The organism is Desulfobulbaceae bacterium (assembly GCA_013792005.1).
In the GTDB taxonomy this organism is placed as follows: domain Bacteria; phylum Desulfobacterota; class Desulfobulbia; order Desulfobulbales; family VMSU01; genus VMSU01.
In genome coordinates this window covers 15,528-39,144 of the sequence record VMSU01000206.1, presented here as the reverse complement: position 1 = coordinate 39,144, position 23,617 = coordinate 15,528, and the positions used below count along the sequence as shown (strand labels likewise).

15 protein-coding genes are annotated in these 23,617 nt (G+C 50.1%); 9 read left to right on the top strand and 6 right to left on the bottom strand.

Annotated elements, in window-relative coordinates; translation table 11 throughout:
* The first annotated feature begins 182 nt into the window (after window positions 1–182).
* The 5 genes from FP815_13295 to FP815_13275 all read left to right on the top strand — a co-directional run bounded on the left by FP815_13295 (window position 183) and on the right by FP815_13275 (window position 8,196).
* Window positions 183–2,666 carry a right-handed parallel beta-helix repeat-containing protein gene (locus FP815_13295; protein MBA3015900.1) on the top strand — a complete coding sequence of 828 codons (2,484 nt, stop codon included), beginning with the start codon at window positions 183–185 and terminating at the stop codon, window positions 2,664–2,666.
* Window positions 2,667–2,683: 17 nt separating this feature from the next.
* Window positions 2,684–3,424: a hypothetical protein gene (locus FP815_13290; protein ID MBA3015899.1), complete on the top strand. Its 741-nt coding sequence runs from the start codon at window positions 2,684–2,686 to the stop codon at window positions 3,422–3,424.
* A gap of 94 nt (window positions 3,425–3,518) precedes the next feature.
* Window positions 3,519–4,106, top strand: a complete 588-nt coding sequence (locus FP815_13285) for a hypothetical protein (GenBank protein MBA3015898.1) — start codon at window positions 3,519–3,521, stop codon at window positions 4,104–4,106.
* A gap of 218 nt (window positions 4,107–4,324) precedes the next feature.
* Entirely contained in the window at window positions 4,325–6,799 is a 2,475-nt protein-coding gene (locus FP815_13280; protein MBA3015897.1) for a right-handed parallel beta-helix repeat-containing protein, read from the top strand.
* 419 nt (window positions 6,800–7,218) lie between these two features.
* Entirely contained in the window at window positions 7,219–8,196 is a 978-nt protein-coding gene (locus FP815_13275) for a carboxypeptidase regulatory-like domain-containing protein (GenBank protein MBA3015896.1), read from the top strand.
* A 172-nt stretch (window positions 8,197–8,368) separates the two neighbouring features.
* On the opposite strand, the gene FP815_13270 is transcribed toward FP815_13275, so the two are convergent.
* Window positions 8,369–9,289 (bottom strand): phosphate/phosphite/phosphonate ABC transporter substrate-binding protein, encoded by a 921-nt coding sequence (locus FP815_13270; GenBank protein ID MBA3015895.1) that lies wholly within the window; start codon window positions 9,287–9,289, stop codon window positions 8,369–8,371.
* A 146-nt stretch (window positions 9,290–9,435) separates the two neighbouring features.
* Here FP815_13270 and FP815_13265 point away from each other — a divergent pair, with 146 nt between their 5' ends.
* Both FP815_13265 and FP815_13260 read left to right on the top strand, forming a co-directional pair.
* Window positions 9,436–11,265, top strand: coding sequence for a tetratricopeptide repeat protein (locus FP815_13265; protein ID MBA3015894.1), 1,830 nt, complete (start codon window positions 9,436–9,438; stop codon window positions 11,263–11,265).
* Window positions 11,262–13,541, top strand: coding sequence for a tetratricopeptide repeat protein (locus tag FP815_13260; GenBank protein ID MBA3015893.1), 2,280 nt, complete (start codon window positions 11,262–11,264; stop codon window positions 13,539–13,541). The genes FP815_13265 and FP815_13260 overlap by 4 nt, the downstream gene beginning before the upstream one ends.
* A 413-nt stretch (window positions 13,542–13,954) precedes the next feature.
* Here the strand turns inward: FP815_13260 and FP815_13255 are convergent, their stop codons facing one another.
* The 5 genes from FP815_13255 to FP815_13235 form a co-directional block, all read right to left on the bottom strand.
* Window positions 13,955–14,740, bottom strand: coding sequence for a class I SAM-dependent methyltransferase (locus tag FP815_13255; GenBank protein MBA3015892.1), 786 nt, complete (start codon window positions 14,738–14,740; stop codon window positions 13,955–13,957).
* Complete coding sequence (locus tag FP815_13250; protein ID MBA3015891.1) at window positions 14,737–15,846, bottom strand: DegT/DnrJ/EryC1/StrS family aminotransferase; 1,110 nt, start codon at window positions 15,844–15,846, stop codon at window positions 14,737–14,739. Before FP815_13250 ends, FP815_13255 begins: the two co-directional genes overlap by 4 nt.
* A 13-nt stretch (window positions 15,847–15,859) precedes the next feature.
* Window positions 15,860–16,330 carry a hypothetical protein gene (locus FP815_13245; GenBank protein ID MBA3015890.1) on the bottom strand — a complete coding sequence of 157 codons (471 nt, stop codon included), beginning with the start codon at window positions 16,328–16,330 and terminating at the stop codon, window positions 15,860–15,862.
* A 105-nt stretch (window positions 16,331–16,435) separates the two neighbouring features.
* Entirely contained in the window at window positions 16,436–18,538 is a 2,103-nt protein-coding gene (locus tag FP815_13240; protein MBA3015889.1) for a tetratricopeptide repeat protein, read from the bottom strand.
* Window positions 18,539–18,545: 7 nt separating this feature from the next.
* Entirely contained in the window at window positions 18,546–19,391 is an 846-nt protein-coding gene (locus FP815_13235; protein ID MBA3015888.1) for a glycosyltransferase, read from the bottom strand.
* 147 nt (window positions 19,392–19,538) lie between these two features.
* On the opposite strand from FP815_13235, the gene FP815_13230 reads away from it, so the two are divergent.
* Window positions 19,539–21,371 carry a hypothetical protein gene (locus tag FP815_13230; GenBank protein MBA3015887.1) on the top strand — a complete coding sequence of 611 codons (1,833 nt, stop codon included), beginning with the start codon at window positions 19,539–19,541 and terminating at the stop codon, window positions 21,369–21,371.
* Window positions 21,368–23,614, top strand: coding sequence for a tetratricopeptide repeat protein (locus FP815_13225; GenBank protein ID MBA3015886.1), 2,247 nt, complete (start codon window positions 21,368–21,370; stop codon window positions 23,612–23,614). Before FP815_13230 ends, FP815_13225 begins: the two co-directional genes overlap by 4 nt.
* The last annotated feature ends 3 nt before the right edge of the window (window positions 23,615–23,617 follow it).

Below are 23,617 nucleotides of genomic sequence, written 5' to 3'. Positions count from 1 at the left end.
ACACCAGCATGTTTTAATGTACTGTATAGTACACAAAAGTAACTGTTCTAGGCCACTGAAGAAAGAATATAATAGTATGATCACCGAAAGCACGGAATGTAAGGGGCATTGCTTGCAAAGCATGTCCGTATGTTACGTGCTTTTTTTTTCTGCATTTTTTATTTCTACATTCTTCCTAATCTATGATCCGATTATTTATTGCACTATCGCTCATCTTTTTTGCTGATGTTCACTCGTTGCATGCCGAGGAGTTGCTGATCAGCAAGGATACAGTCTGGTCAGGGGAAGTGAAACTGACCGAGGATGTACTCATTTTACCCGGCGCTACTCTGATTATTGAGCCCGGCACCAAGATCACAGTCCATTCCTCCGAGACCACCCGTACCGAACCGGAGTTCCTTTCTTCCTATACTGAGATAACTGTGCGCGGCAACTTGAAGGCCGAAGGCTCCAGGGAGAATCCGATCATTTTTGATGCGGTTGATGCCAACTCTGACCATGAATGGGCCGGCCTTATCGTTGATGGGGGCAAGGCCAGCATCTCCTGGTGCCAAGTGTCCGGGGCTGAATCTGGTTTAACCGTTATCCGGGGCCAGGTACAGGTAATAGATTCCTCTTTTTCGCGGAATCGATACGGAGCAAGCATCGTTACTACTGAATCGAAAGCAGCGTTTACCCGAACATCGTTTCAGAAGAATGATTATGGACTGGTCCTATTGAATAAGGGGGTAGTAACTCAGCAGGAGACCAGTTTTTCCGATAATAAGCAGAAGGATTTTCTTCAGGCAGGCCTGCCTCAATATCGGCCTGAAGGGAAAGAGTATATCCTGCCCGAACTTGCCCAGGATGCTCCGTACCAGAGTGAATCCCTGTTGGGCACAGTAATTTGGAAGAACAGGGTGAGGGTAAGCGGTGTGGTTCGTATCCCCTCCACCAGTCGTTTGATCATTATGCCCGGCACGGTAGTCGAGTTCACGAAAAATGATACCAACGAAGACGGCATCGGTGAAAATGGCCTGTTGGTTATGGGGATGCTGGTTGCTAAGGGCACCAAGGAGCAACCGATTATTTTCCGATCGGCGGAAAAAGAACGGAAGGCTGGTGATTGGGATGCTATTAATATCTATACCAGTGATGGATTTCAAAACATCTTGGAGCATGTGCAGGTTGAAGATGCCTATCGAGCGCTACATATCCATTTTTCCAACGTATATGTAGGAAATTCAGTTTTGCGTGGCAACTATCGCGGGATGCAGTTCCAAGAGTCGTTAGTTGAGGTGAAGGGAACGGAAATTTATGGGAATAAAAGTGCAATTCGGGCAAGGGATTCGGAACTTCGTTTTGCCGGTAATCGAGTGTTTGATAATTATTCCGGACCTAATTTGTACCGGATTACGGGTGAGGTGAGTGGTAATATTTTTTCCGGGAATTTATCTGACGGGTTGCGGATTCGTGAGGGTGGTTTGGATGTCAAAGAGAATACCATTGTCACTAATCGTTATGGTTTGACAGTTGCGTATGCCAATTTTGGTTCCTTTCACAATAATATTATTTCTCATAATCAAGAAATGGGAATCGCCTTAAAGGGCACTGACAATATCAAGGTTTCAGGAAATTTTGTGCAGTTAAATGGCGCCAATGGAATGAGCTTGCTTAATGCCAGCGCTGAGATCCGGGGGAATCATTTTTCGGATAACGGTGAGCGCGGTATAGGGATCATTTCCTTTAAGGGGGTCATTGAAGGGAATAATTTTGTCAACAATGGGCTTTATGCCATTGGTTTGGATGGAGTCAGTGACATCTCTGCCCCGAACAACTGGTGGGGCAGTGGCGTTGATATGGAGAAGATTATTTTCGATCGTAAAGATAAGGCCGGATTGGGCCTTGTTGATTATGAAATTGCGCTGGAAAAACCGATTGCCTTTACTTGGCCGGTCCCCCAAATTTTGGTGGATACGGTGTGGGATGGTGAGTTTATTCTGCCACAACGGGTTGATACGCAGATGGGTTCTTTTTTGTCGGTTAAGCCTGGTTCTGTTATAAAATTTGGTAAAGATGTCAGCCTTTGGCTTTTTGGAAAATTCGAGGCTGTCGGTTTACCTGATAAACGTATTTTGTTTACTGCCGAAAAAGAGACGGAAGATCAACTCTATTGGGATCAAATCACTACGGAAAAAAATTCTGCGGTTTTTAAATTCTGTGATTTTCAAAACGGTAATATGGCTCTCCATAGTCATTTTTCCAATGTAGAAGTTAATAATTGTCGGTTTAGAAGAAATGACAGCGGCTTTCGGGCCCGCGGCGGTCCCATATTGGTAACTGAATCTTACTTTGTTGAAAATGTTTATGGGATGGTTTTTTATCTAGCAAAAGGGGTAATTGAAAAAAATATCTTCACTAAAAACGAGATGGGAATCATGGTCCGGGCTGAACGTCGGGGTGGCATGGTTGTACGGTTAAACAATATCTTTGCCAACAGTCGTTATAATATACGCATGGGTGATTTTAACGAAGGCCATAACGTCAATGCCCGCGATAACTGGTGGGGAATTGCTGATCCAGCAGCCATGTTCTGGGATGATACCAACGATGCCGGTATTGGTGTTGTTGAATTTGAACCATCGGCACCGGAAAAATTTGATATAAAAATAGAGCCTTGGGAATAATAGGGAGTAGAGCCATAATGAAGAAGTCAGTCATACTATTTTTCTGGTTCACCGCTTTTTGGGCGATGAGCATCAATGTCAGCGCTGAAACCATCAAGAATATGGCGCTTGTGAAAGCGCGTGTCACTGATGTGGATAAAAAACCGGTAAAAGGGGCATACATATTTTTTTATGATAGCGCGGACACTAAACGGGCTGTTGATTTGGTCTCGCCGGTAACGGATCAGAACGGCTATTGCGAGAAAGAGGTTCCACCAGGTCAATTTTGGGTGTTGGCTCGTTTAAAAAGCAATGCCACTTTTGATATGGGGCCATTGATGATTGAGGATAAATTTTCTGGAGACCCGATTGAGATTGAGGTAACCCCTGGAGAAGTGCTGGAACTTGATTTTACGGTTATGGACCTTCTCGACACGATTAAAAATAAGTCAAAAAAACGAGAGGATCTTAATAAGGTTAGTGGAAGAGTCATCAATGATAAAGGTGAGCCTTTGACGGATGTCTTTGCCTTTGCCAATAAGCATCAATCGCCCCTCTCGGTTCCCGACTTTTTCTCAGCCTCGACTGAGAATGATGGTCGATTTATTGTCTATCTTCCAAATGGCAATTATAATCTGGGGGCGGCTGTTTCCTTGACATCTGATCAACGTTATAAGGCTGACCAGCCAATTAAGGTGGCAGGTAATCTCGATAACCTTGAGGTGATACTTGTTGGTGTAAAGAATAAACCTGTGGAAGAAACCGTCGTCAATGATTAACTTTTTTTGTGAGCAGAACGAAATTTATTGGTGCAGACGTAATTGTTTATGTTTTTCCTGAGTCATTTTACAAAATTAATTTGTTGATAATATTATGAAACGAGCATTATTTATTTCTGTTGTCTGGTTATTTCTGGCATTTTCGACTACTGGTTCTGCCTGCGTAAATCTTGATATTAATGTTGGTGCCATTGATTCTGCGGAGGGGCAGCTTTTCGCCCATGTTGTGTCAATATTCATTCATGAACGTACGGGCACTAAGGCGCTTATCAAATATTATTCCACCGATAAAGAGCTGCATAGTGCTATTGCTGAAAAGCAGGTTGAGCTGATCCTTGTCGATATTAATGAAGTTTTGTTGGTTCGTGGGCAGAAGGTAGCGGCGGAGAGCACAGAGCGCTATGAGGCGGCAAAGGCGATTTACCGAGACGATATGCAGCTGATTCTTCTTGAGTCAATTGTGCCTGCTGTTGGGGCTGATAGTATGCGGAGTGGTACATTCTCCCCTGCGCTTGCTCAGGTTGTTTTGGAAAAGTTCCCGGCCTTGCCGAGGTTATTGAATAAATTGGTTGGAAAAATTGATCCGGTGACAAATGCCACCCTCCTTGATCTGGTGAAGGAAAAGGGCCATAAGCCTGCCAGGGTTGCTAAGGACTTTCTAGTTAAGGAAAAACTCATTTAGAGAGATTGTTAATTCCACAAATAGCTTGATGATTTGATTTTTATTGTTATCCAGAAGAGAGTACAAGAATACCTAATTGAGGTGGTCTTGTGCTTTTTTTTTGTCATTTAGTTTAAATTGACAAGACATAATGTTTTTCTTAGGGTTTTTTTGTCGGTGGAAACGCGGATGGTGTCTGTGCACAATAATTTTAATAGTTTAGCGGGAATTATACTTCCATGATCCGAACATTAATCGCACTATCGCTCTTTTTATTTGCTGGTGTTCACTCGTTATATGCGGGTGAGTTGTTGATCAGCAAGGACACAGTCTGGTCCGGGGCGATGAAACTCACCGAGGATGTGCTCATCCTTCCCGGCGCTACTCTGACTATTGCGCCCGGCACCAAGGTCACAGTCTATTCCTCTGAGACCACCCGCACTGAACCGGAGTACCTTTCCTCCTATACCGAAATAACAGTGCGCGGCAACTTGAAGGCCGAAGGCTCCAAGGAGAAGCCGATTATTTTTGATGCTGTCGATGCCAACTCTGACCATGAATGGGCCGGCCTCATCGTTGATGGGGGGAAGGTCAGCATGTCCTGGTGCCAGGTGTCCGGGGCTGAATCCGGTTTAACCGTTATCCTCGGTCAGGCAGAGGTAATGGATTCCTCTTTTTCGCGGAATCGTTACGGAGTAAGTATCCTTACGGCTGAATCGAAAGCAACGTTTACCCGAACATCGTTTCAGAGGAATGATTATGGCCTGGTTTTGTTGAATAATGGGGCAGCAACGCAGCAGGAGACCAGTTTTTCCGATAATAAGCAGAAGGATTTTCTGCAGGCAGGTTTGCCTCAATATCGGCCTGAAGGGAAAGAGTATATCCTGCCTGAACTTGCCCTGGATGCTCCATACCAGAGTGAATCTCTGTTGGGAACGGTAATCTGGAAGAATAGGGTGAGGGTAAACGGTGTGGTTCGGATTCCCGCCACCAGTCGTTTGATCATTATGCCCGGCACTGTTGTCGAGTTTACGAAAAATGATACCAACGAAGACGGCATTGGTGAAAATGGCCTATTGGTCATGGGGATGCTGGTTGCTAAGGGCACCAAGGAAAAACCGATTATTTTTCGCTCGGCTGAAAAAGATCGGCAGGCTGGGGACTGGGATGCGATCAACATCTATACCAGCGATGGATTTCAAAATATCTTGGAGCATGTGCAGGTTGAAGATGCCTATCGAGCGCTACATATCCATTTTTCCAACGTATATGTAGGGAATTCAGTGTTTCGCGGCAACTACCGAGGGATGCAGTTCCAAGAGTCGTTAGTTGAAGTGAAGGGAACGGAAATTTATGGGAATAAAAGTGCAATTCGGGCAAGGGATTCTGAGCTGCGCTTTGTCGGCAACCGCGTGTTCGACAATTATTTCGGGCCTAATTTGTACCGGATTACGGGTGAGGTGAGCAGCAATCTTTTTTCCGGAAATTTATCCGACGGGCTGCGGGTTCGTGAGGGTGGCCTGGATGTCAAGGAGAACACCATTCTCACTAATCGCTATGGTTTGACAGTTGCTTATGCCAATTTTGGTTCCTTTCACGATAATATTATCTCGTATAACCAAGAAATCGGAATTGCCTTAAAGGGCACTGATAATATCAAGGTTTCAAGGAATTTTGTGCAATTAAACGGCGTAAATGGAATGAGCATACTTACTGCCAGCGCCGAGATCCAGGGCAATCATTTTGCGGATAACGGTGAGCGCGGTATCGGGGTTATTTCCTTTAAGGGTTTGATTGAAGGGAATAATTTTGTCAACAATGGGCTTTATGCCATTGGTTTGGATGGAGTCAGTGATATCTCTGCCCCGAACAACTGGTGGGGCAGTGGCGTTGATATGGAGAAGATTATTTTCGATCGCAAAGATAAGGCCGGATTGGGTCTTGTTGATTATGAAATGGCGCTGGAAAAACCAGTTGCCTTTACTTGGCCGGTCCCCTACGTGCTAGTGGATACGGTATGGGATGGAGAAATACAGATCTTGCAAAGGGTCGATACGAGTGCTGGTACCACTTTGCGTATTACACCGGGAACAACGGTGCGCTTTGGAATCCACCGGGGGATGTGGGCCAATGGCAATATTGAGGCAATCGGCACTGAAAAGCAGCGGATTCTCTTTACCAGGCTAAATGGTACTGGTGATGATCACTGGCACCAGATCAGGGTGGAAAAGGCCCAGGCTGTGTTTGATTATTGTGATTTTGAATATGGTGAGACAGCCCTGCACACCCATGCCTCTGATTTTCGTGTCGTAAGTACGCGTTTTACTCATAATCAAACCGGCATGATGTTGTGCCTGGGGGGAACTGTCGTTGTTAATTCCTCTATTTTCCGGGAAAACGCCCTTGGGTTGGTCTTGAACAAGGCCAGGGGTGAGGTGCGAAACACGATTATTGCTGAAAACGAAGTGGGGATTATGGTCCGGGCAGAGGATGGCAGGGGGATGCAGATCAGCAACAGCAATATTTTTAGCAATGCCAGATATAACCTGAAAATGGGTGATTTCAATAAGGGCGAAAATATTGATGTCCGTGATAACTTCTGGGGTACCGATAAGCCGGGGGACACCATATTTGATGATCGTATAGAACCAGGATTAGGTCGAGCACTATTTGAACCTTTTGCTCAACAGGCATTGGAGTTTACAACTAACTAACCCTATTTGTAACTACACAGCTTCCCAACCGGGATGCCGCCGGTATTTATTATGAAAGATACAAATTGTCAGAAAATTTTTTGATTTCATTTAGATATAGATATCGATAAATGATTTGTAACTTAGAAGGTCAATGGTAGTCAGTTATCGGTTTACGGTTAAAAGAATCATGACTAGTCATGATTCATCGCATGAACCTCATGATAGTGTGTCATCAGTCATTAACAGGACCCAGTCACCGTCAACTGTAAACCGTAAACCTGAGCAAGTTATCCCTATTGTGAGATTGTATTAGTTTGACAAGGTCTATGAATTCTTATTAGCCTGTTTAGTGATGGCAGGAACTTGAAGGGATGTGTTGCGGGTTACCTTGATGGTTGATCGTCAGGTCGAAAATTACAATACTAAAAGGTCTCATCATGACAATGAAAAGAATTTTCTATTTTGTGTCGGTTTTTATGCTGATGTGTTGTTCTGTTCAGGATGCGATTGCGGAAGGTGATGCTGTTCCTGCCGATTTGGGTAAGGTCAAGGGTAAGATTGTCGATGTGGCAGGCGCTCCGCTTTCCAAGGGTTTTGTCTCTTTTTTTGATAGTAATAAAGGCGATCCCATGGATTTCGGAGCGAGTAAACGATCCCCTGCCATGATTGCTTTTTTGCAGGAAGGGGGGGTATTGGAAACGGACTGGTTTCCTGCGGGCAGCTACTATCTTGGTGTACTGCCAAGGGAACGCTGGGTGGGTGGGCCGCCTAAGGAGAATGAAAAAAGGTATTCTGCATTTGACGCAGAGGGAAAATACCTTGTGGTGGTTGTTAAAGCCGGAGAAACGATTGATGTTGGCACCATTTCGGTTAAAGAGCCTGAGAAATTTCCAGAGTTAACGATGTTTTTTACTGTTGCCGGGCGGATAATTGATGAAGAGGGTCGTGGGGTGCAGAATGCCGTAGTGGTTGTAAAACAAGACCTGGATAACCCAAAAGGGCTGTTTATCTCCAAGGAGACTGATCTGACCGGAAAATATGAACTTAAAATTCCTCCCGGGAAGTATTTTTTTGTTGCCAGAAAGGAGTTGACTGTTGCGGGGAGGCCGAAGCCAGGTGGACTCATGGGGACGCTGGGCCATAACAAGCCGATTGGTGTGGGCGGAGAATCGGATGAGCCTGCCTCGTATATTGTCGGTTTGGCCGGCCATAGTTATGAACATGTTGATATCACAATGTTTAAGGTCCCAATTCCAGAAGTTCGACGTGCCGAAGTAGAGGCCAAGGTTAAGGCTAAGAAGATAGATAAGGACTCCTTGCCTGATACCTTGCCGCTGAAGCGGAAACGGAGTGGAAACGTTGAGGAAAGTGAGCAGTCGTATAAAGGTGGGGAACAGAACGTCGGGCCAAAATGAATTTTGCTGTGATGGCCTCAGTTGTTCTAAATTGCCATCAAGGGGAATTACAGTAAATATTTACGTTGAGTCCGTGACGGCACGCGGTAAGTGATGAAAGCGTAAGTGGGTTATGTCGAGGGGCTGTATTATAAGTCAGCCAACAAAGCGTTCGGCTTGAATGTGTACCGGATTAGTATTTCTGATAAGGCGGCATGTTGGTTTCCTTGGCCATTTGTCTGAGCAGGTCGAAGTCGGAGTCTCTCGCATCTGTAAATCCGTCTAGTTGGGCACGTTCAAGGATGTTGACCCGTTCTCCATTTGGTAGTTCGACCAACTGGTCTGCCTGAATCCCCAGCAGTACTTTCTTGAACTCCTGGGCAAGTTTCTCGTCTGTTTTCTGGGTGACAGCGAAGTTACAGTAGGGAACAGGAGGACCTTCCGCCAGGATGATATAGTCATTTCGATTGATTTTCCCCTGTTGTTCCATTGTTTCAAAGTCGAGGTAAGGAAAGGCGCCGGCATCGTATTTTCCAAACTCCACGGAGTAGATAAGTTTTTCATGCTTGAAGGAACCCGATGGAAAAGAGTAGGAGGCCAGGTCGGTATCAATGTCGAACCCGAGTTTTTTTAAGGCGTACACTTGACTCATGAAGGTCGTCGGCGCCAGCATCGGGCCGAAGATCATTCTCTTGCCCTTCAGGTCTTCCAGGCTCTTGATACCGCTTTTTTGGGTCGTGACCACCAAGCCCTTGGAGCGGTCGCCTAATTCGCCACGCTTTTCCAGGGCAAGGATGTCAAGTCCGTTGAAACGGTTGTAAATAATGTAGAGGATCGAGTTGGTGTGGGTAAAGTGCAGGTTGTCGATCTCTTTGCCAAAATTAAGGGTGTCGATTGCCACTGCCTCGAACTGCACGTTCAGTTGTTGGCCGAGGTAGATCGTAAGTGGAATGAATCGATCCAGGGTTTCTTTCTCACTGTTGCAGATCATGTAGCCGATGCGATAGGTTGGCAGACTTTTTTTCTGCTCCGTGGAGCAGGATAAAACCGTAATAATGGCGCAGGTAAGCAACAGAAATTTTGTTATAGTTGCTAACAGGGAGAGTGTGCGCATCGACTTTGTTGTGTTAAGGTGGTGGTAAGCCTACCTTGTGATTAGTTACGTTAGCCAAAAGCCATTTACAGGACCACATTAGTTGGTCTTTTTTTTTGGGGCAAGATAAAAAAATGAAAGACCACTTCTTCGATTAAACTGCAGGTATGATTAAGCAGACCTCCATCCATTGTTCAAAACTTATCTGTGCAGCGCTTATTCTCCTGATCTTCGTAATCTACGCCCAAGTCGTAACTTTTCAATTTACCAATTTCGACGACCATTTTTTTGTCACCGAGAATCAGTATGTCCTCAATGGGCTAACCCTCAAGAACGTGCTTTGGGCTTTCACCGATTTTAGCCAAGGTTCGTGGCAGCCGCTAACCTGGCTCTCTCACATGACGGACTGCCAGATGTTTGGCCTTAATCCCTCATGGCATCACCTGGTCAGTGTCGTTGTCCATGCTGTTAACAGCGCGTTGCTTTTTTATGTGCTCAACCTCTATACCGGGGCGATATGGCGTAGTTCTTTAGTGGCAGTTCTTTTTGCCATTCATCCTTTGCATGTTGAGTCGGTCGCTTGGATTTCAGAGCGGCGTGATGTGCTCAGCGGTATGTGGTGGATGCTCACCATGTGGCGTTATTGGATTTGGTGTCACCACCGCCAGAGGCGTAACGCCGTGTTGGTTGGATTGTGTTTTTTGGGGGGGCTGATGTCCAAACCCATTATTGTCACTCTGCCACTGATTTTCCTTCTCTTGGACATCTGGCCGTTACAGCGGGTGTCTGCAACCAGTCTAGGCCAACTTCTGCAGCAAAAGAAGAAGGTCTTGTCGCTGATTGGAGAGAAGATCCCCCTGTTTATTATGGCCTTAATTTCAGGCGTACTCACCATTTTTGCAGAGGGGGGGCAAGGAACCCTCGGCACGTTGACTTCTTATCCGATGACCTTGCGGGTCGGCAATGCCCTGCTCTCCTATGTCCGATATCTCGGGAAAACCCTCTGGCCAACTTCGCTGCTGCCGTTTTATACCTATCCCGATGTGCTTCCCTGGCAGGTTTGGTTGGCGGTGGCAGCGCTTACCCTGATCACCCTATACTGTCTGTGGCAATTTCCCAAGCACCCGTATCTGTTGATCGGGTGGCTCTGGTATCTGGTGATGCTGTTACCGGTGATAGGCATTATCCAGCAGGGTGAATTTGCCATGGCCGACCGCTATACCTATCTGCCGCTGATTGGTGTTTTCGTGATGTTGATTTGGGGGGGAGGAGCCTTGGTCACGGCGCTGCCTTGGTGGCGGCGGGAGTGGTCGATTGCCATTGCCGTCTGCTTAGTCGTTGCCTTAAGCGCTGTAACCTTCAGGCAGACCAGTTTTTGGCGCGACACTCCGACCCTTTTTGCTCACACCCTCAAGGAAGATCCTGGTAATTTCAAGGCCATGCTTCAGCTTGGCGCCTATTACCGGGATGGGGGTGAATTGGAGTTGGCCAGAGATTATTTTTTACAGGCGCTTAAGCAGGACTCCAATAACCATGAGGCATTATCGAATCTTGGTGACGTCTATGGCCAGATGGGACGATTCGAGGAGGCGGAGCGTTATTTTCAGCAGACTTTGGCGCTTAATGCCGCCGATATTCAGGTCCATGTCCATCTGGGCATTGTGAGGGCCAAGCAAGGAAAGATCGAGGAGGCAGTTTTAACCTTCGAAAGGGCCCTGATGCTTCAGCCTGATAATGTCAAGATACGGTTGAATCTCGGAGGCGCACTCTACCTGTTGGGGCAATTTGAGCAAGCCAGCGAACAGTTCGCCATCGTGCTCCGTGCGGAACCAGGTTCAGCCGATGCTTACAATGGTCTTGGGTTGGTTTTGATGGGGCAGGAGCGGTACGCTGATGCTGTGCATCAATTCCAGGAAGCGGTGAGGCTTGATCCCTCATTTCAGAGCGCCCAGGATAATTTACTGAGTGCATCTTTGAAAGTAGGGGAGGGGCGATGAAATATTTTGATCAACAGGTGTGGCCGCTGACACAAAAAAAGTGGTTTATGCGGTTGTTGCCTTTTTTCGTCGTGGCAGCGGTGTACGGTCAAACTGTTGGTTTTGACTTTGTCAATTATGATGACAATGTCAATGTATATGCCAACTCTTTACTCGTTGGCGAATTTCTTGGGGTCTTCGCCCAGGTATGGTCCGCACCTTATGAGGGGCTTTATGTTCCTCTGACCTATAGCCTGTGGGCTTTGTTGGTAAAGATTTCTGCTCTGCTGCCTTATGCCGACTATCCGCAGAATCCCCATCTCTTTCATGGCGCTAATATTTTTGTTCACGGGGTGAACACCGTGGCGCTGACAGCTTTGTTGCGGAGGTTGTTGAGGGATGAATGGGCGGCTCTGGGTGGTGCCTTGCTCTTTGCGCTCCATCCGGTGCAAGTAGAGTCTGTGGCCTGGGTGAGCAGCATGAAAGATTTGCTCATGGGTTTTTTTTCACTGTTGGCACTGTGGCATTTTGTGCTCTTTGCTCAAAGGGATGATTCAATGAATCGGTCCCTTCGTTACGCTCTCGGGTTGATCTTCTTTGGCGCTGCCTTGCTGGCCAAACCGAGTGCGGTGGTGGCACCGTTGTTGGCTGCGGTGATCGGCTTTTATGTGCTGCGGCTGAGACCAAAGGAGTTGGTCATCATGCTTGCCCCTTGGGTGGTCATGGCCTTGCCTGTGGTGTTGATTACCAAAATGGCCCAGCCAGAAACTCAAGCGATCTTTATCCCTCCCCTGTGGCAACGACTGGTGGTTGCCGGCGATGCCGTAACATTTTATGCTGGGAAGCTCGTTTTCCCTTGGACTCTAGTCCCTGACTATGGCCGTACCCCGCAGTTCGTGGTGGCACAAGGCTTGAGTTATCTCACAGGGGTATTGCCGTGGCTCGTGGTGGCTACGGTCCTCTGGCGAAGCCGTTCTCCCTGGGTGCTTTGTGGGGTGGCGCTATTCGTGGTGGCCATTCTTCCGGTATCCGGAATCCTGCCTTTCAGTTATCAGGCGATGTCTACGGTCGCGGATCGTTATCTTTATTTGGCGATGCTCGGCCCGGCATGGCTGGTGGGACAACTCCTGCTGAAATTTAAGGGCAGGCGCAGGACATGGTGGATCTTTGCTGTGGTTTTGATCGTGTTTGTGGTTCGAACGCTTGTGCAGTTGCCGCCGTGGCGCGACTCGATGTTGTTTAATACCTTTGTCTTGAAAGAGAATCCAAAGAGTTGGACAGCTGCCACCAACCTTGGGGTGGTCACTATGGATCGGGGAAACATTTCTGAAGCGATAGCGCTCTATGAAAGGGCAATTGCCTTAAATCCCGGTTATGTGACTGCCTACTATAATCTGGGGGTGGTCAGGGCCAGGATGAATGAAAATGATCTGGCGGCATGGGCCTATCATAAGGCCATTGAGACTGGACCCTATTTTTTTATGTCGTACAACAATCTCTGCAATCTCTACCTCGCTATGGGACGGGGAAATGATGCGGTGGCGATTTTTCAGCAGGCAGTTAGGGTCTTTGTCGATCCGAAGGTGGATCCAGACTTGGCTAAGGGGATTAATATTGGGGGGCAATCTAAGGCTGCTGCTGATAACACGAGCAGGGCCTTGCTCTATAATATCGCCGGTCGTTTCACCCTGGAGATGAACCAGCTGGATGCCTCGATTGGCTATCTGGTTCGGGCCACCTCTCTTGATCCAGGATTGGCCGAGGCCTTTAATAGTCTTGGCAACGTCTATGTCGAGGCAAGAGAGGGAGAGAAGGCGCTAGCGGCTTATTTACGCACGATTGAATTGATTCCTGACGCGGCTGAACCCTACAACAATCTCTGTCTGTTGTATAATTCGTTGAACCGAAGTGTTGAGGCTGTTGCTGCTTGCCAGCAGGCCATTGCCAGAAATGCTGGCTATGCCGATGCCTATTTTAATCTTGGTAATGCGTATTTTGCCCTGGGTCAGGATCAGGAGTCTGCTAGCGCCTACCAGAAGACGCTTGCGCTTCAAACAAGCCATGTCTGGGCGGCCTTTTATGCAGCGGAGGTGGCAGAACGATTGAACAAGAGACAGGAGGCGATAGCTCTCTACCGGCAGGCAATTAAGATTGATCCGGCTTTTGCTGCGGCCTATCTCAATCTCTCTCGAGCGCTGTTGCGCAGCGGGAAGAGAGAGGAAGCGGTGCGGATGTACCAACAGGCCAAGGACCTCGGAGAGCACGATGTGATGATGGAAGGGATTTTGATTAGGTAACGGAAAGTAATAGGAGACCCCGGACCATGAATTTTCAAAGTGTGAACTGGGGAGAGGGTGCGTCACTGTATGGTGAGCACCAGAGGTTACCTTTCGGCTCAGCTCAGCAAGGACACAGGGGGAACAGGAGTCGGCCACATCAAAAGTAAGTGATCACGGGGTAGCGACTAGAAATTGCGCTCTATCTCGAAACCGTAAATTATCAATTGATTTTGGCAATAACAAAGAGAGCGATGATCACCAGAATAAAAAATACACCAACCTTTACATTGACTGAATGATCTTCTGCATGATGCCCTGTGTCATGATTATCGTGTCCGCTCATTTTCCCCTTCCTTTCGTTGATTTTTCAGTATGAATCTGACCATTTTCTCTCTCTCCGATATTTGAACAATTCTATCCTGTTTTGTCGATCACTTTCTTGAGGGATTTTTTTTTGCAATACAGCACACATTCCAGCTATTGAGGCTGGGGACGTGACCGGTCAACCACTCTTCGACATTAAGCAGGGTAAGGTTTGCGTGGTGGAGGAGGGCTGTTATTTCCGGAAGAAACAGGTAACGCATTATGTGGGTTTCTCGCATGGTCTGGCGGGAGCCATCGGTCTTGGTGGTGATGTCGATCTCGAAATTAACCTCGACGGTATTGGTATTGTCGTGGAGAACCGGCTCGGTGATCCGTCGGAGTGCGAACGTTTCGTCTTCCACCCGTTTGACCCGGACGGTTGGTTTTTCATGGAGGACTGCCGGGCCGTACCAGAAATCAAAGATGAACAGGCCTCCTGGTTCGAGATGAGCAGCTGCCGTATGCATGGCGTTTTGTAGCTCTTCGTTGGTGGTATGATAACTGACGACGTGGAAGAGAGAGAGAACCAGGTCGAATTTTTTGTCGAGCCTGAGTGAGGTGATGTTGCCCAGGACGAAGGATGGCGCCGGGTGGATGGCCGATTCAGCTACAGCGCGGGTAGCAATGGTGAGCATGGTCTCGGAGCGATCAACCCCGGTGACCTGGTAGCCTTGGCCGGCCAGGTGGAGATCGTGACACCCGGTGCCACAGCCAAGATTAAGAACCTCCATCAGGGGTTGGGAGGAGGCGAAGCGTTGGGCCAGGGCCAGAACATAGTCTGTTTCCCGGCCATAGTCCTTGTCGGTGTTGAGTAGATCGTAATAGTGTGAGTATTGTTGAAAGATTGTACTCATTGGAGGATGCGTTTTACCTCATCTGCGACATATTGAATTTGGGTGTCGGTGATGGCCAAGCCACTGGGTAGATAAAGCCCTTGACGGGCCAGTCGTTCCGATACCGGGAGGTGATGATCCTGGAAGAGACCCATCTGCAGAAACACCGGTTGCTGGTGCATCGGCCAGAAGAATGGCCTAGTGCCAATGCCCTTGGTCGAAAGTCGGCTCATGGCCTTGGTGGCAGACAGCGGCGCATCGTCTGGTAGCACAAGTCCGTAGACCCAATAGATATTCTCAGTGCCGTGTGCTGAGGGCAGGGGCCTTTGCACGGGGCAATCGCAAAGTAAGGTGTTATATAGATGGCCAATCTCCCGTTTTCGGGCAACGTGGCGGCTCAATTGTTCAAGCTGGGCGCAACCGACTGCGGCCTGGAGGTTGGTCATTCGGTAATTCCAGCCTAACTCCTTATGCACGAATCGTTTCTGTGGCTGAAAACAGAGATTGATCAGGGCGCGGCAACGGTCGGCCAGTTCCTGATTGTCGGTGAGGACCATGCCACCTTCGCCGGTGGTGATGTGTTTGTTGGGGTAAAAACTGACAATGCTGAGGTCGCCGAAGCTACCGCACGGTTGGCCGTTGTGGTGCTGGCCGATGGCCTGGGCCGCATCTTCGATGATCTTCAGATGGTATCGGTTGGCGAGGTCGAGAATCTTTTCCATGGCGGAGGTAAGGCCGTAGATGTGCACTGCCATGATGGCCCTGGTCCGTGGGGTGATCTTGGCTTCAATCTGGTCGGCATCCATGTTCCAGTTGGCTTGGTCGCAGTCCACCAGCACCGGGGTTGCTCCTTGTCTGACGATGGCCTGGGCACAGGAGATGATGGTGAAGGACGGCATGATTACCTCGTCCCCCGGACCAAGGCCGAGGGCCGCAATTGCCACGTCGAGGGCGCCGGACCCGTTTGCGGTGGCGATTCCGTGTCGCCGGCTGACTGTTGCGGCAAACTCTTTTTCAAATCGGGCAACAAAGGGGCCTTCGCTGGAGATCCAGCCCGAGTCGATACACTCGCTGAGATAGCGTTTCTCGTTGCCGTTTAACAGCGGTTCGTTGACCGGGATCTGCATCAGGTCTGGTCCTTTAGTTTGTTGGCCAGTGGATAATCTGGACTTGATCAGGCAACACCCCGGGAAAGCGGCGTTTGTCGTCTATGCCGGAGAATGGCCCCTGCTTGACTTCAATCATCTCCACCTCTTCCAGCACCTGAAATCCATGGCCGCCAGCGGCAAGAAGAATGATGTCACCCGCTTCAAGGACGACGCTTTTTAGATAGGTCTGGGCGGTGTCATAAAAATCCACCCGCAATCGCCCCTTGCGGAGGATCAGCACCTCCTGGGTGAGTGTGACTTTTCTGGGTAGTGGATTATGGGAGTGAGCTGCAATGGTATGGCCCTCTGGGTGATTCATGTAGGCGAGTTGCTGGGAAAAGGTGTTCGGGGTGAAAAAGTTTACTCCTGGTTGAGTGTAGGTATGGGGAATGATCATGGCTAACAGCTGTCCCTCGTGGGTAATTTGGTGAGGGGACAGAGTTTGGGTTGTTGGCTGGATCATTGATATTTCCGGATGTCGTCGTAAGTTGGGTTAGGCTGTAGTTTGGCCGCTCTTCTCAGTACCCCCTTGAGGGGTGTCATCCAACACACATGTGGCTTTGGGGGGCTATGGCGATAAACGATAGGGCTCAACGGCCCGCATCTGCTCAGGGTCGGAGAGGCCTAAGGTCTTGGCCTGATCGGCAGCCTTAACTGCGGGGTGATAGCGCCCTGTGGAGAGATAGGCCGTTGATAAAGTATTATACGCAGGAGCGAACCCCTGGTCAATTGTTATGGCTTGGCGGAGTGCGGTAATGGCGTCGTCGTTGCGGCCACTGGCCAGCAGGGCCTTTCCCAGGTTGTGCCATGGGATGGGGCTTTTTTCTCCGGTCTCGGTTGCCGTGGTGAACAGGGGTATCGCTTTATGGTTTTGGTCGGTTTCCAGGTAAAGGAGACCAAGGTTGTTGTAGGCTTCTGGGCGGTTGGGCATCAGGGCAATGGCCTTTTGGAAGCAGGTGATTGCCGCATCCAGGTTTCCCAGAGTCTTGTTCAAGGCGCCTAAGTTGATATATGCCTCGGTGAAACGGGGATTGATTTTCACCGCTCGTTGATAGGCGCCAAGAGCGGCATCGGGGTTGTTGATGCTGTTGTAGACAATGCCTAAGTTGGCATAGGCCTTGTCGTAATCAGGTCGGAGCGCCAGTGATTTTTCTAAGTGGGCAATGGCTTTTGTCGGCTGGCCCAGATCGTAGTAGACCATGGCGAGATCGTTATGGGCATTGGGGAGGTTGGGATTCATGGAGAGGGCCTTGAGATAGTAGGCAATGGCCTTTTCTTTATTGCCGGTCTCTTTGTGGACGACGGCGAGGTTAATAATGGGAAGTTCGTATTCCGGCTTGAGGGCGATTGATTTATTGAGGCTCTCAATGGCTTTTTCTGTTTCGTGAATGGCGTGATAGGCGTTGCCAAGGTTGTTGTGGAAGAACCAGCTGTCGGGATTAATTGTGACAGCGTGTTGATTGAAGGTCAGGGGGTCTCGCCAATATCGTGCCTGGATTATCGTGTCGCCGGCCAGGATGACTAAGGCGGCAAGGGTAATTCCCTTGGCTCTGGTGTCGGAGAATCGGGTGAGTATCTGGGATGCGGCGAAGGCCGGGCCGAGCATGGAGAGGTAGAGATAGCGGCAAGCAACGGTTGAGAATTGCTGAAAATTGAAGGGGATGAAGCCTAAAACCGGCAGCAGGGCGATGATGAAGAGTCCGGTGGAGGTGAATAGTGGTTGGGGTCGTTTCCAGATCAGGTAAGCAATCAAGAGGTAGGGCAGTAGGGCGGTGATATAGATTGCTGGCTGAGCGAGAATCACTTCAAAGGTACGCCCGTAATCCGGGCCGAAATTGATCGGCAGCGCCAGTTTGGTGAGATAGAAAGTAATCGCGTCCCCGGCCACCAGAAATCGCTGCCACAGGGGAGCCAGGAGATCGGGATCGGTTACCGGTTGGGATTGCCGGGTCATCAGGATAATAGGAAGGGGGCAAAGGAGCCACGGAGAAAGAGTTATGATCAGGCGTTTGCGACTCTGTCCTAACTCGAAGAAGCCGATTGTTGCGGCAAGAAGGGGGACGATTACGGCGTTGGGCTTGGACAGCATTGCTAAGATAAATGAAATCAGGGCCAGAGAGTAGCGCCACCGTGATTTGGGTAGGGATTCGGTGTGTTGGACGCTCAGAGTATACTGCCACAGGGCCATGACCGACCAGAAGCCGGAAAGCAGATCTTTTAATCCCGTGGCCCAGGCCACCGGAGCCACCTGCACTGGATGAATGGCGAAGAGCAGAGCCCCAGCCGCTGCTGCCCAGGGGACAGTTTGTAATCGGCGGAGAAGGAGAAAGACCAGGGCTGTGGTGGCGCTGTGGAGCAGGACATTGATCGAGTGAAAGAGATGTGGATTGAGGGGGTGTCCTGGGCCGCCGTCGATAAGCCGTGAGATAAACGCTTGGGCGGACCACAGGGTGTAGGTCAGTGGGATGTAGAGCTTGAGAAAGGGTTCTTTCCAGAAGTGGAGGATGTTGTCGACGGACAGATGTTCGAGATACGTGTTTTCGGTGATGTTGATCGTGTCGTCGTAGCCGAGAAACTCGTGACCGCATACCGGCAGAAAGACCATGATCGTGACGAGGATGACCAGAGGCAGAAGGAGTCGGTTGTCGCGCATGGTGAGGTGGCGGAGCACGGTCAGGCTACGGCCTGGTTCGCCGAGATGGAGCGCTATTTTTTAGCGCTCGGGCCTTGAAGATGTGGCGGAGGTATTGGCTGCCGCGTCCCATCAGGCCGAGGAAGGTCTCGGCCGTCTTTGACTGGCCTATAGTTCGGGGGATATTCTGGTAAGGGACTTCGACCCAGCGGTAGTTGTCACGGATCAGCTCTGCCATCAGCATGATGAAGTACTCTCCATAGTCGCCATGGAGAGGGATGCCTTTGATCACCTCGCTTCGGATGGCGATGAATCCGCTGGTCCAGTCATGAAAGTGGGTTTGCATGAGGAGGGTGGTGAGCCAGTTCAAGCCATGGGTGGCGCACTTTTGGATGACCACGATTGGCCCTTTGTGGCCGTAAAGTTCATCGGCGCCGCCAGGGATATAGCGGCTGCCGATGGCAGCATCTGCGTTGTGGTCAAGGACATGGGTGATTAATTGCGGCACAGTTGTTGGCGGCAGTGAGAAGTCGCAGTCCATCCAGACCACGATTCGGCCTTGGCTCTCGTCAATGCCCCGCTGGATAGCGCTGACCAGACCCCGTTCCTCAGTCCGGACGATCAGTCTGATATTGGCGACGGTGGGTATGATCTCTCTGATCGCCTGGGCGGTGCCGTCGGGCGAGTTGTCGTCAACGACGATAAACTCCACAGGCCAGGGCAAGACAGCGCTTAGCGCCGGGATCAGTTTTTCGATATTACCCTTTTCATTATAGGTGGGTAATATTATACTGGCCAAAAGTTCAGGGGTATCCATTAGTTCCGGCATGCTGTCTCTTAAATAGTAAACGTTTACCGGGCACCCCATCTGCTTTGTCATCGGCCTGCTCATGTGCAACTAGCACACTTCGCAGACCGCTTTATTGACCGACGAAGCGGGTCAATATAAATCGCGCATCTGGGGCACCCGGTAGACGTTTACAGTCCGGTGAAATCTGCACGTTCAACGCTTCTGGTGAACGATTACCTTAAATCAATTATGGCGCGACAAATTATAACACTCAGAAATATGGTGCCTGTGGCGGTCGGCTGGTTGCTGATCGTTATCCATTATCTCATCTTTAGTCAATTCTTCCCCAATGCTCAAGGGAAACTTGGCCACGATTACCAGTACAATCTGCCGCTGCTGCTCGATGGTTATTACTGGTTTCTCAACAACGGCCTGCTGTCCCTGCCTTGGTTTACCCCCTCATTCTGCGGTGGTATGCCGCTGATGGCCAATCCGGCCACCTTCTATGTCTCGACGGCGCAGTGGTTTACCTTCCTGGCGGATCCTCTGACCGGGGTCCGTCTGACCTTGGCGCTGTTCGCAGCTCTTGGATTTTGGGGATTCTATCTCCTGCTGCGTCGGGTGTTTGCTGTTGGCAGTTGGGCCGCCCTTCTGGGCGGGGGACTGTTTTTGTTTAATGGTCTGTATGCCTGGCGGGTTGTGGTGGGACACTTGGAGTTTCACGCCTTTATGCTGACTCCGGGGATTGCCTGGTGTCTGCTGCAGCGCGGATCTTTTGCATCCGGGTGGGGGTGGTGGCGCATGGCCCGGAATACACTATGCGCTGCCCTTATGCTCAGCTATGCCTTCATGTCCGGCATGGCGCAACTTATTGTGCCCTCGTTGATCGCGGTGGTCATCATTGCCGGGCTTGCCCGTTTGACCCCTGGCGGCAATGTCGATTGCTTGGGATTTGTGTTCAGATTTGTCTCTGCTGGCGCCGTTGCTTTAGGGCTGTCAGCGTCAAAGCTTGTGGCCTCGTTGTCGTTTCTGGGCAATTTCCCGCGTGATTCCTATCTGCTGCCTGGTGTCGAGGGGGTGGGGAAACTTATTTCCTTTATTTTCCAGGTGCTGTCGGTGGGTGGTGTCCATGTCGATAGCGAGTCGATGATTGCCAATTCGCAATGGACCCTTGGCCGCCACGAATTTGAGTTTGGTTTGACCATTGCCCCCTTTGTGCTGATTGCCTTGGGGTTGGTGCTTAATGGCGGGTGGCGGAGGGTGTTCGCTACGGTTGTCGGTCTTCGGCAGTTGCCGTATCTGGCGCTCTGTCTCTCTCTTCTTGCCGTTCCTCTGGCTTTGAACTATTATTCGCCGGAATGGAACCAGATATTGAAGACGGTCCCCTTGGTCAGAAATTTAAGTAATTTTTTTCGGTGGATTATTATCTATATCCCCTGTGTGGTGATTTTGGCGGCGCTGGCGGTGGAGAAGAGTCCTTTTCTTATGCGAATTGCTCCCTTGGTGGTGGGGGCAACACTTGTTTGGGTGGTGGCTCAGACTCTTTTCGCCGATACCGCCTACTATGATGATCAACCCTATGATCCGGCGCCGGTGGTTTCAGCCTACTGGCAGACGCGGATAAAGGGAACTCCTCCTGTGATTGCCGCCCAGGTCGCGAGCTTGGATGAGGCAGGTCAGCCGGCGTTGACCCAGGCTCGGAATGATGCCCTGATCCATGGCGAGTCCCAGATTTTGTGCTATGAGCCGATGTTTGGGTTTCGATTGGAGTTTCTGCCTTTTAAAGGGATCAGGCCGGGGCCGACTCTGTTAGAGTATGATGGGGAACTTAATGTAAAAAATCCTGCCTGTTACCTCTATCCTGATGAGAACGGATGTGTGCCTGGTGATCATTTTCGCGTTGCTGAGAAGTCCGAGGCGCAACAGTTTATCAGCTTTCATCCCTTTCCCTATAAGCTGTCGCGTTGGCAGGCAGTGGCTGATCGAGTTAATCTTATTTGTTTGCTAGCCGTGCCTCTTTTTGCCCTGGCCTATGGCGTGGCTGCACTGTACGACAGACAGGCTCAGAGGGGAGTCCGGTGAGCGCTGCCCGGTCGAGAATGGCTCGGTGCTCGGGGCGTTGGCGGTGGGTATGGACTGCGGGGGCGCTTGTCCTCGTTGTTGCTGTGGTTTATGGCCGAGTTGTCGGTTTTGAGTTTCTTGATTATGATGACAATCTCAATGTGTATGAGAACCCCCTGCTCAGCAACATCTCTGCCTCAAATCTGCTGCGTTTTTGGCAGAAGCCTTTTGAGGGTCTCTATATCCCACTCACCTATACTGTCTGGGCGCTGCTGACCAAGATCTCCTCTTTTTTGCCCGGGAGCCACGACAGGATCTTTAACCCTCAGCTGTTTCATGCCGCAAACCTTCTAGTTCATGCGGCCAATACGGTCGTCCTTTTCAGTCTGTTACGGGTGGTGGTTAAATCGTATTGGCCTGCCGTGGGAGGAGCGCTTCTCTTTGCCCTCCATCCGTTGCAGGTGGAATCAGTGGCGTGGGTCACAGGATTTAAGGCAGTGCTGTATGGGTTTTTTTCACTGATGACGTTGTTGTTGTATGTGCTGCATGGCAATGAACGTGAAACAGGGGCGTCTTCCAGCTCTGGCCAGTGGTTACTGTTCTATTTGGCGTCTTTTGGGTGTTTTGTGTCCGCCATGCTGACCATGCCCTCAGCGGTGGTGTTGCCGCTGGTGGCTGGGATTATCGCGATTGTGCTGATGGCAAGGCCTTGGCGGGTGGTCGTTCGGGAACTGATTCCCTGGCTGGTCCTGGTGGCGCCGGTGGCGCTGGTGACCAAGGGGGCGCAACCAGACATTCAGCAGGTTTTTTTGCCTACCTTGGGACAGCGGTTTCTGGTGGCAGGGGATACCCTGTCCTTTTACCTTGGCAAATTTTTGTTTCCTTTCCGGCTAGGGCCTGACTATGGTCGCACTCCCGAGTTGGTTCTTGGTGATACCCCTTGGGTGTACCTTACCGGGCTTGCTCCGTATCTGCTGGCGGGGATACTGCTTTGGCGGTGTCGTAACGCTTGGGTGTGGGCGGCCGTCGGGATTTTTGTCGTCGTCTTGGCGCCAGTTTTGGGTTTTCTCTCGTTTACCTTTCAGGATATGTCGACGGTCGCCGACCGTTATTGCTATCTTGCCATGATCGGGCCAGCCGTGTTTTGCGGATGGGCGCTCTGCCGGTGGCCTGGCCGTTGGGTCGTGATCGCCCCCTTTATTATCATCTTGATAACCTTTGCAGTGATCAGCGCTGCCCAGACCCGTCACTGGCGGGATTCCTTCGTTTTCAATACCTATGCCCTGTCGGTCAATCCTCGAAGTTGGCTGGCTTTTCATAATCTTGGTCTGTGGTATTTTGAGAACGGGCAGATGGATACGGCAATTGCGCACTATGAACGGGCGCTTGCCTTGAAGCCCAACTCCTTTAAGGCCTATAATAATCTGGGGATGATTTATGACCGCTTGGGCCAGAAGGATAAGGCGATTGAATCCTATAAAAAGGCGCTCTTGATCAAACCTAACTATCCCTTGGTGTGTAACAATATTGCGGTGATCTATAAGGGGCTTAAGCGTTATGACGAGGCGTTCAGCTATTATCAAAAAGCATTGGCCCTTGATCCTGAATTCGCCGAGGTTCATGCCAACCTTGGTAACCTCTACCGAGTGCTTGGCAAAGCGGAAGACGCGGTTGCCAGCTACCGGCAGGCCTTGGCGCTTCGGCCGAATAATGTCGAGTTGGCCAATGACATTGGACTTATCTACGCTGAGGAAGGGAGACTTCTAGAGGCGATTGACTATTACCGCAAGGCAGTGAAGGTCAATCCGGAATTCGCCGAGGCCCATGCCAATATGGGGGTGGCTTATAAAATACTGGGGCAGACCCCGGCGGCGATTGCGGCTTTTCGTCAGGCAGTGGCTCATGATCCCGGGCTGGTTGAGGCCTATATTAATCTGGGTTATCTCTTGTCCTCAGCAGAGGGATATGCTGAGGCGATTCAGATGTATCAGCAGGCGGGAGTCTTGAGTCCTGATAATGAAATTCCGCACTATGCCTTAGGGACGCTCTATGGTGAGTTGGGCCGGGACAGAGAGGCTCTTGATGCCTTTCAGCGAGCCGTGGCCGCCAATCCCGACTTCGGGCCGGGTTATCTTGCCCTCTCCCGGCTGTTTCTGCGCACTAAGGATTATGATCGGGCGGTGGAGTTTGCTGATCGCGCAAAAAAACTGGGCTATGCCGACCGGGATCAGTTGGACGCCCTGGCTCCATACCGCAAGAGGTAGCTT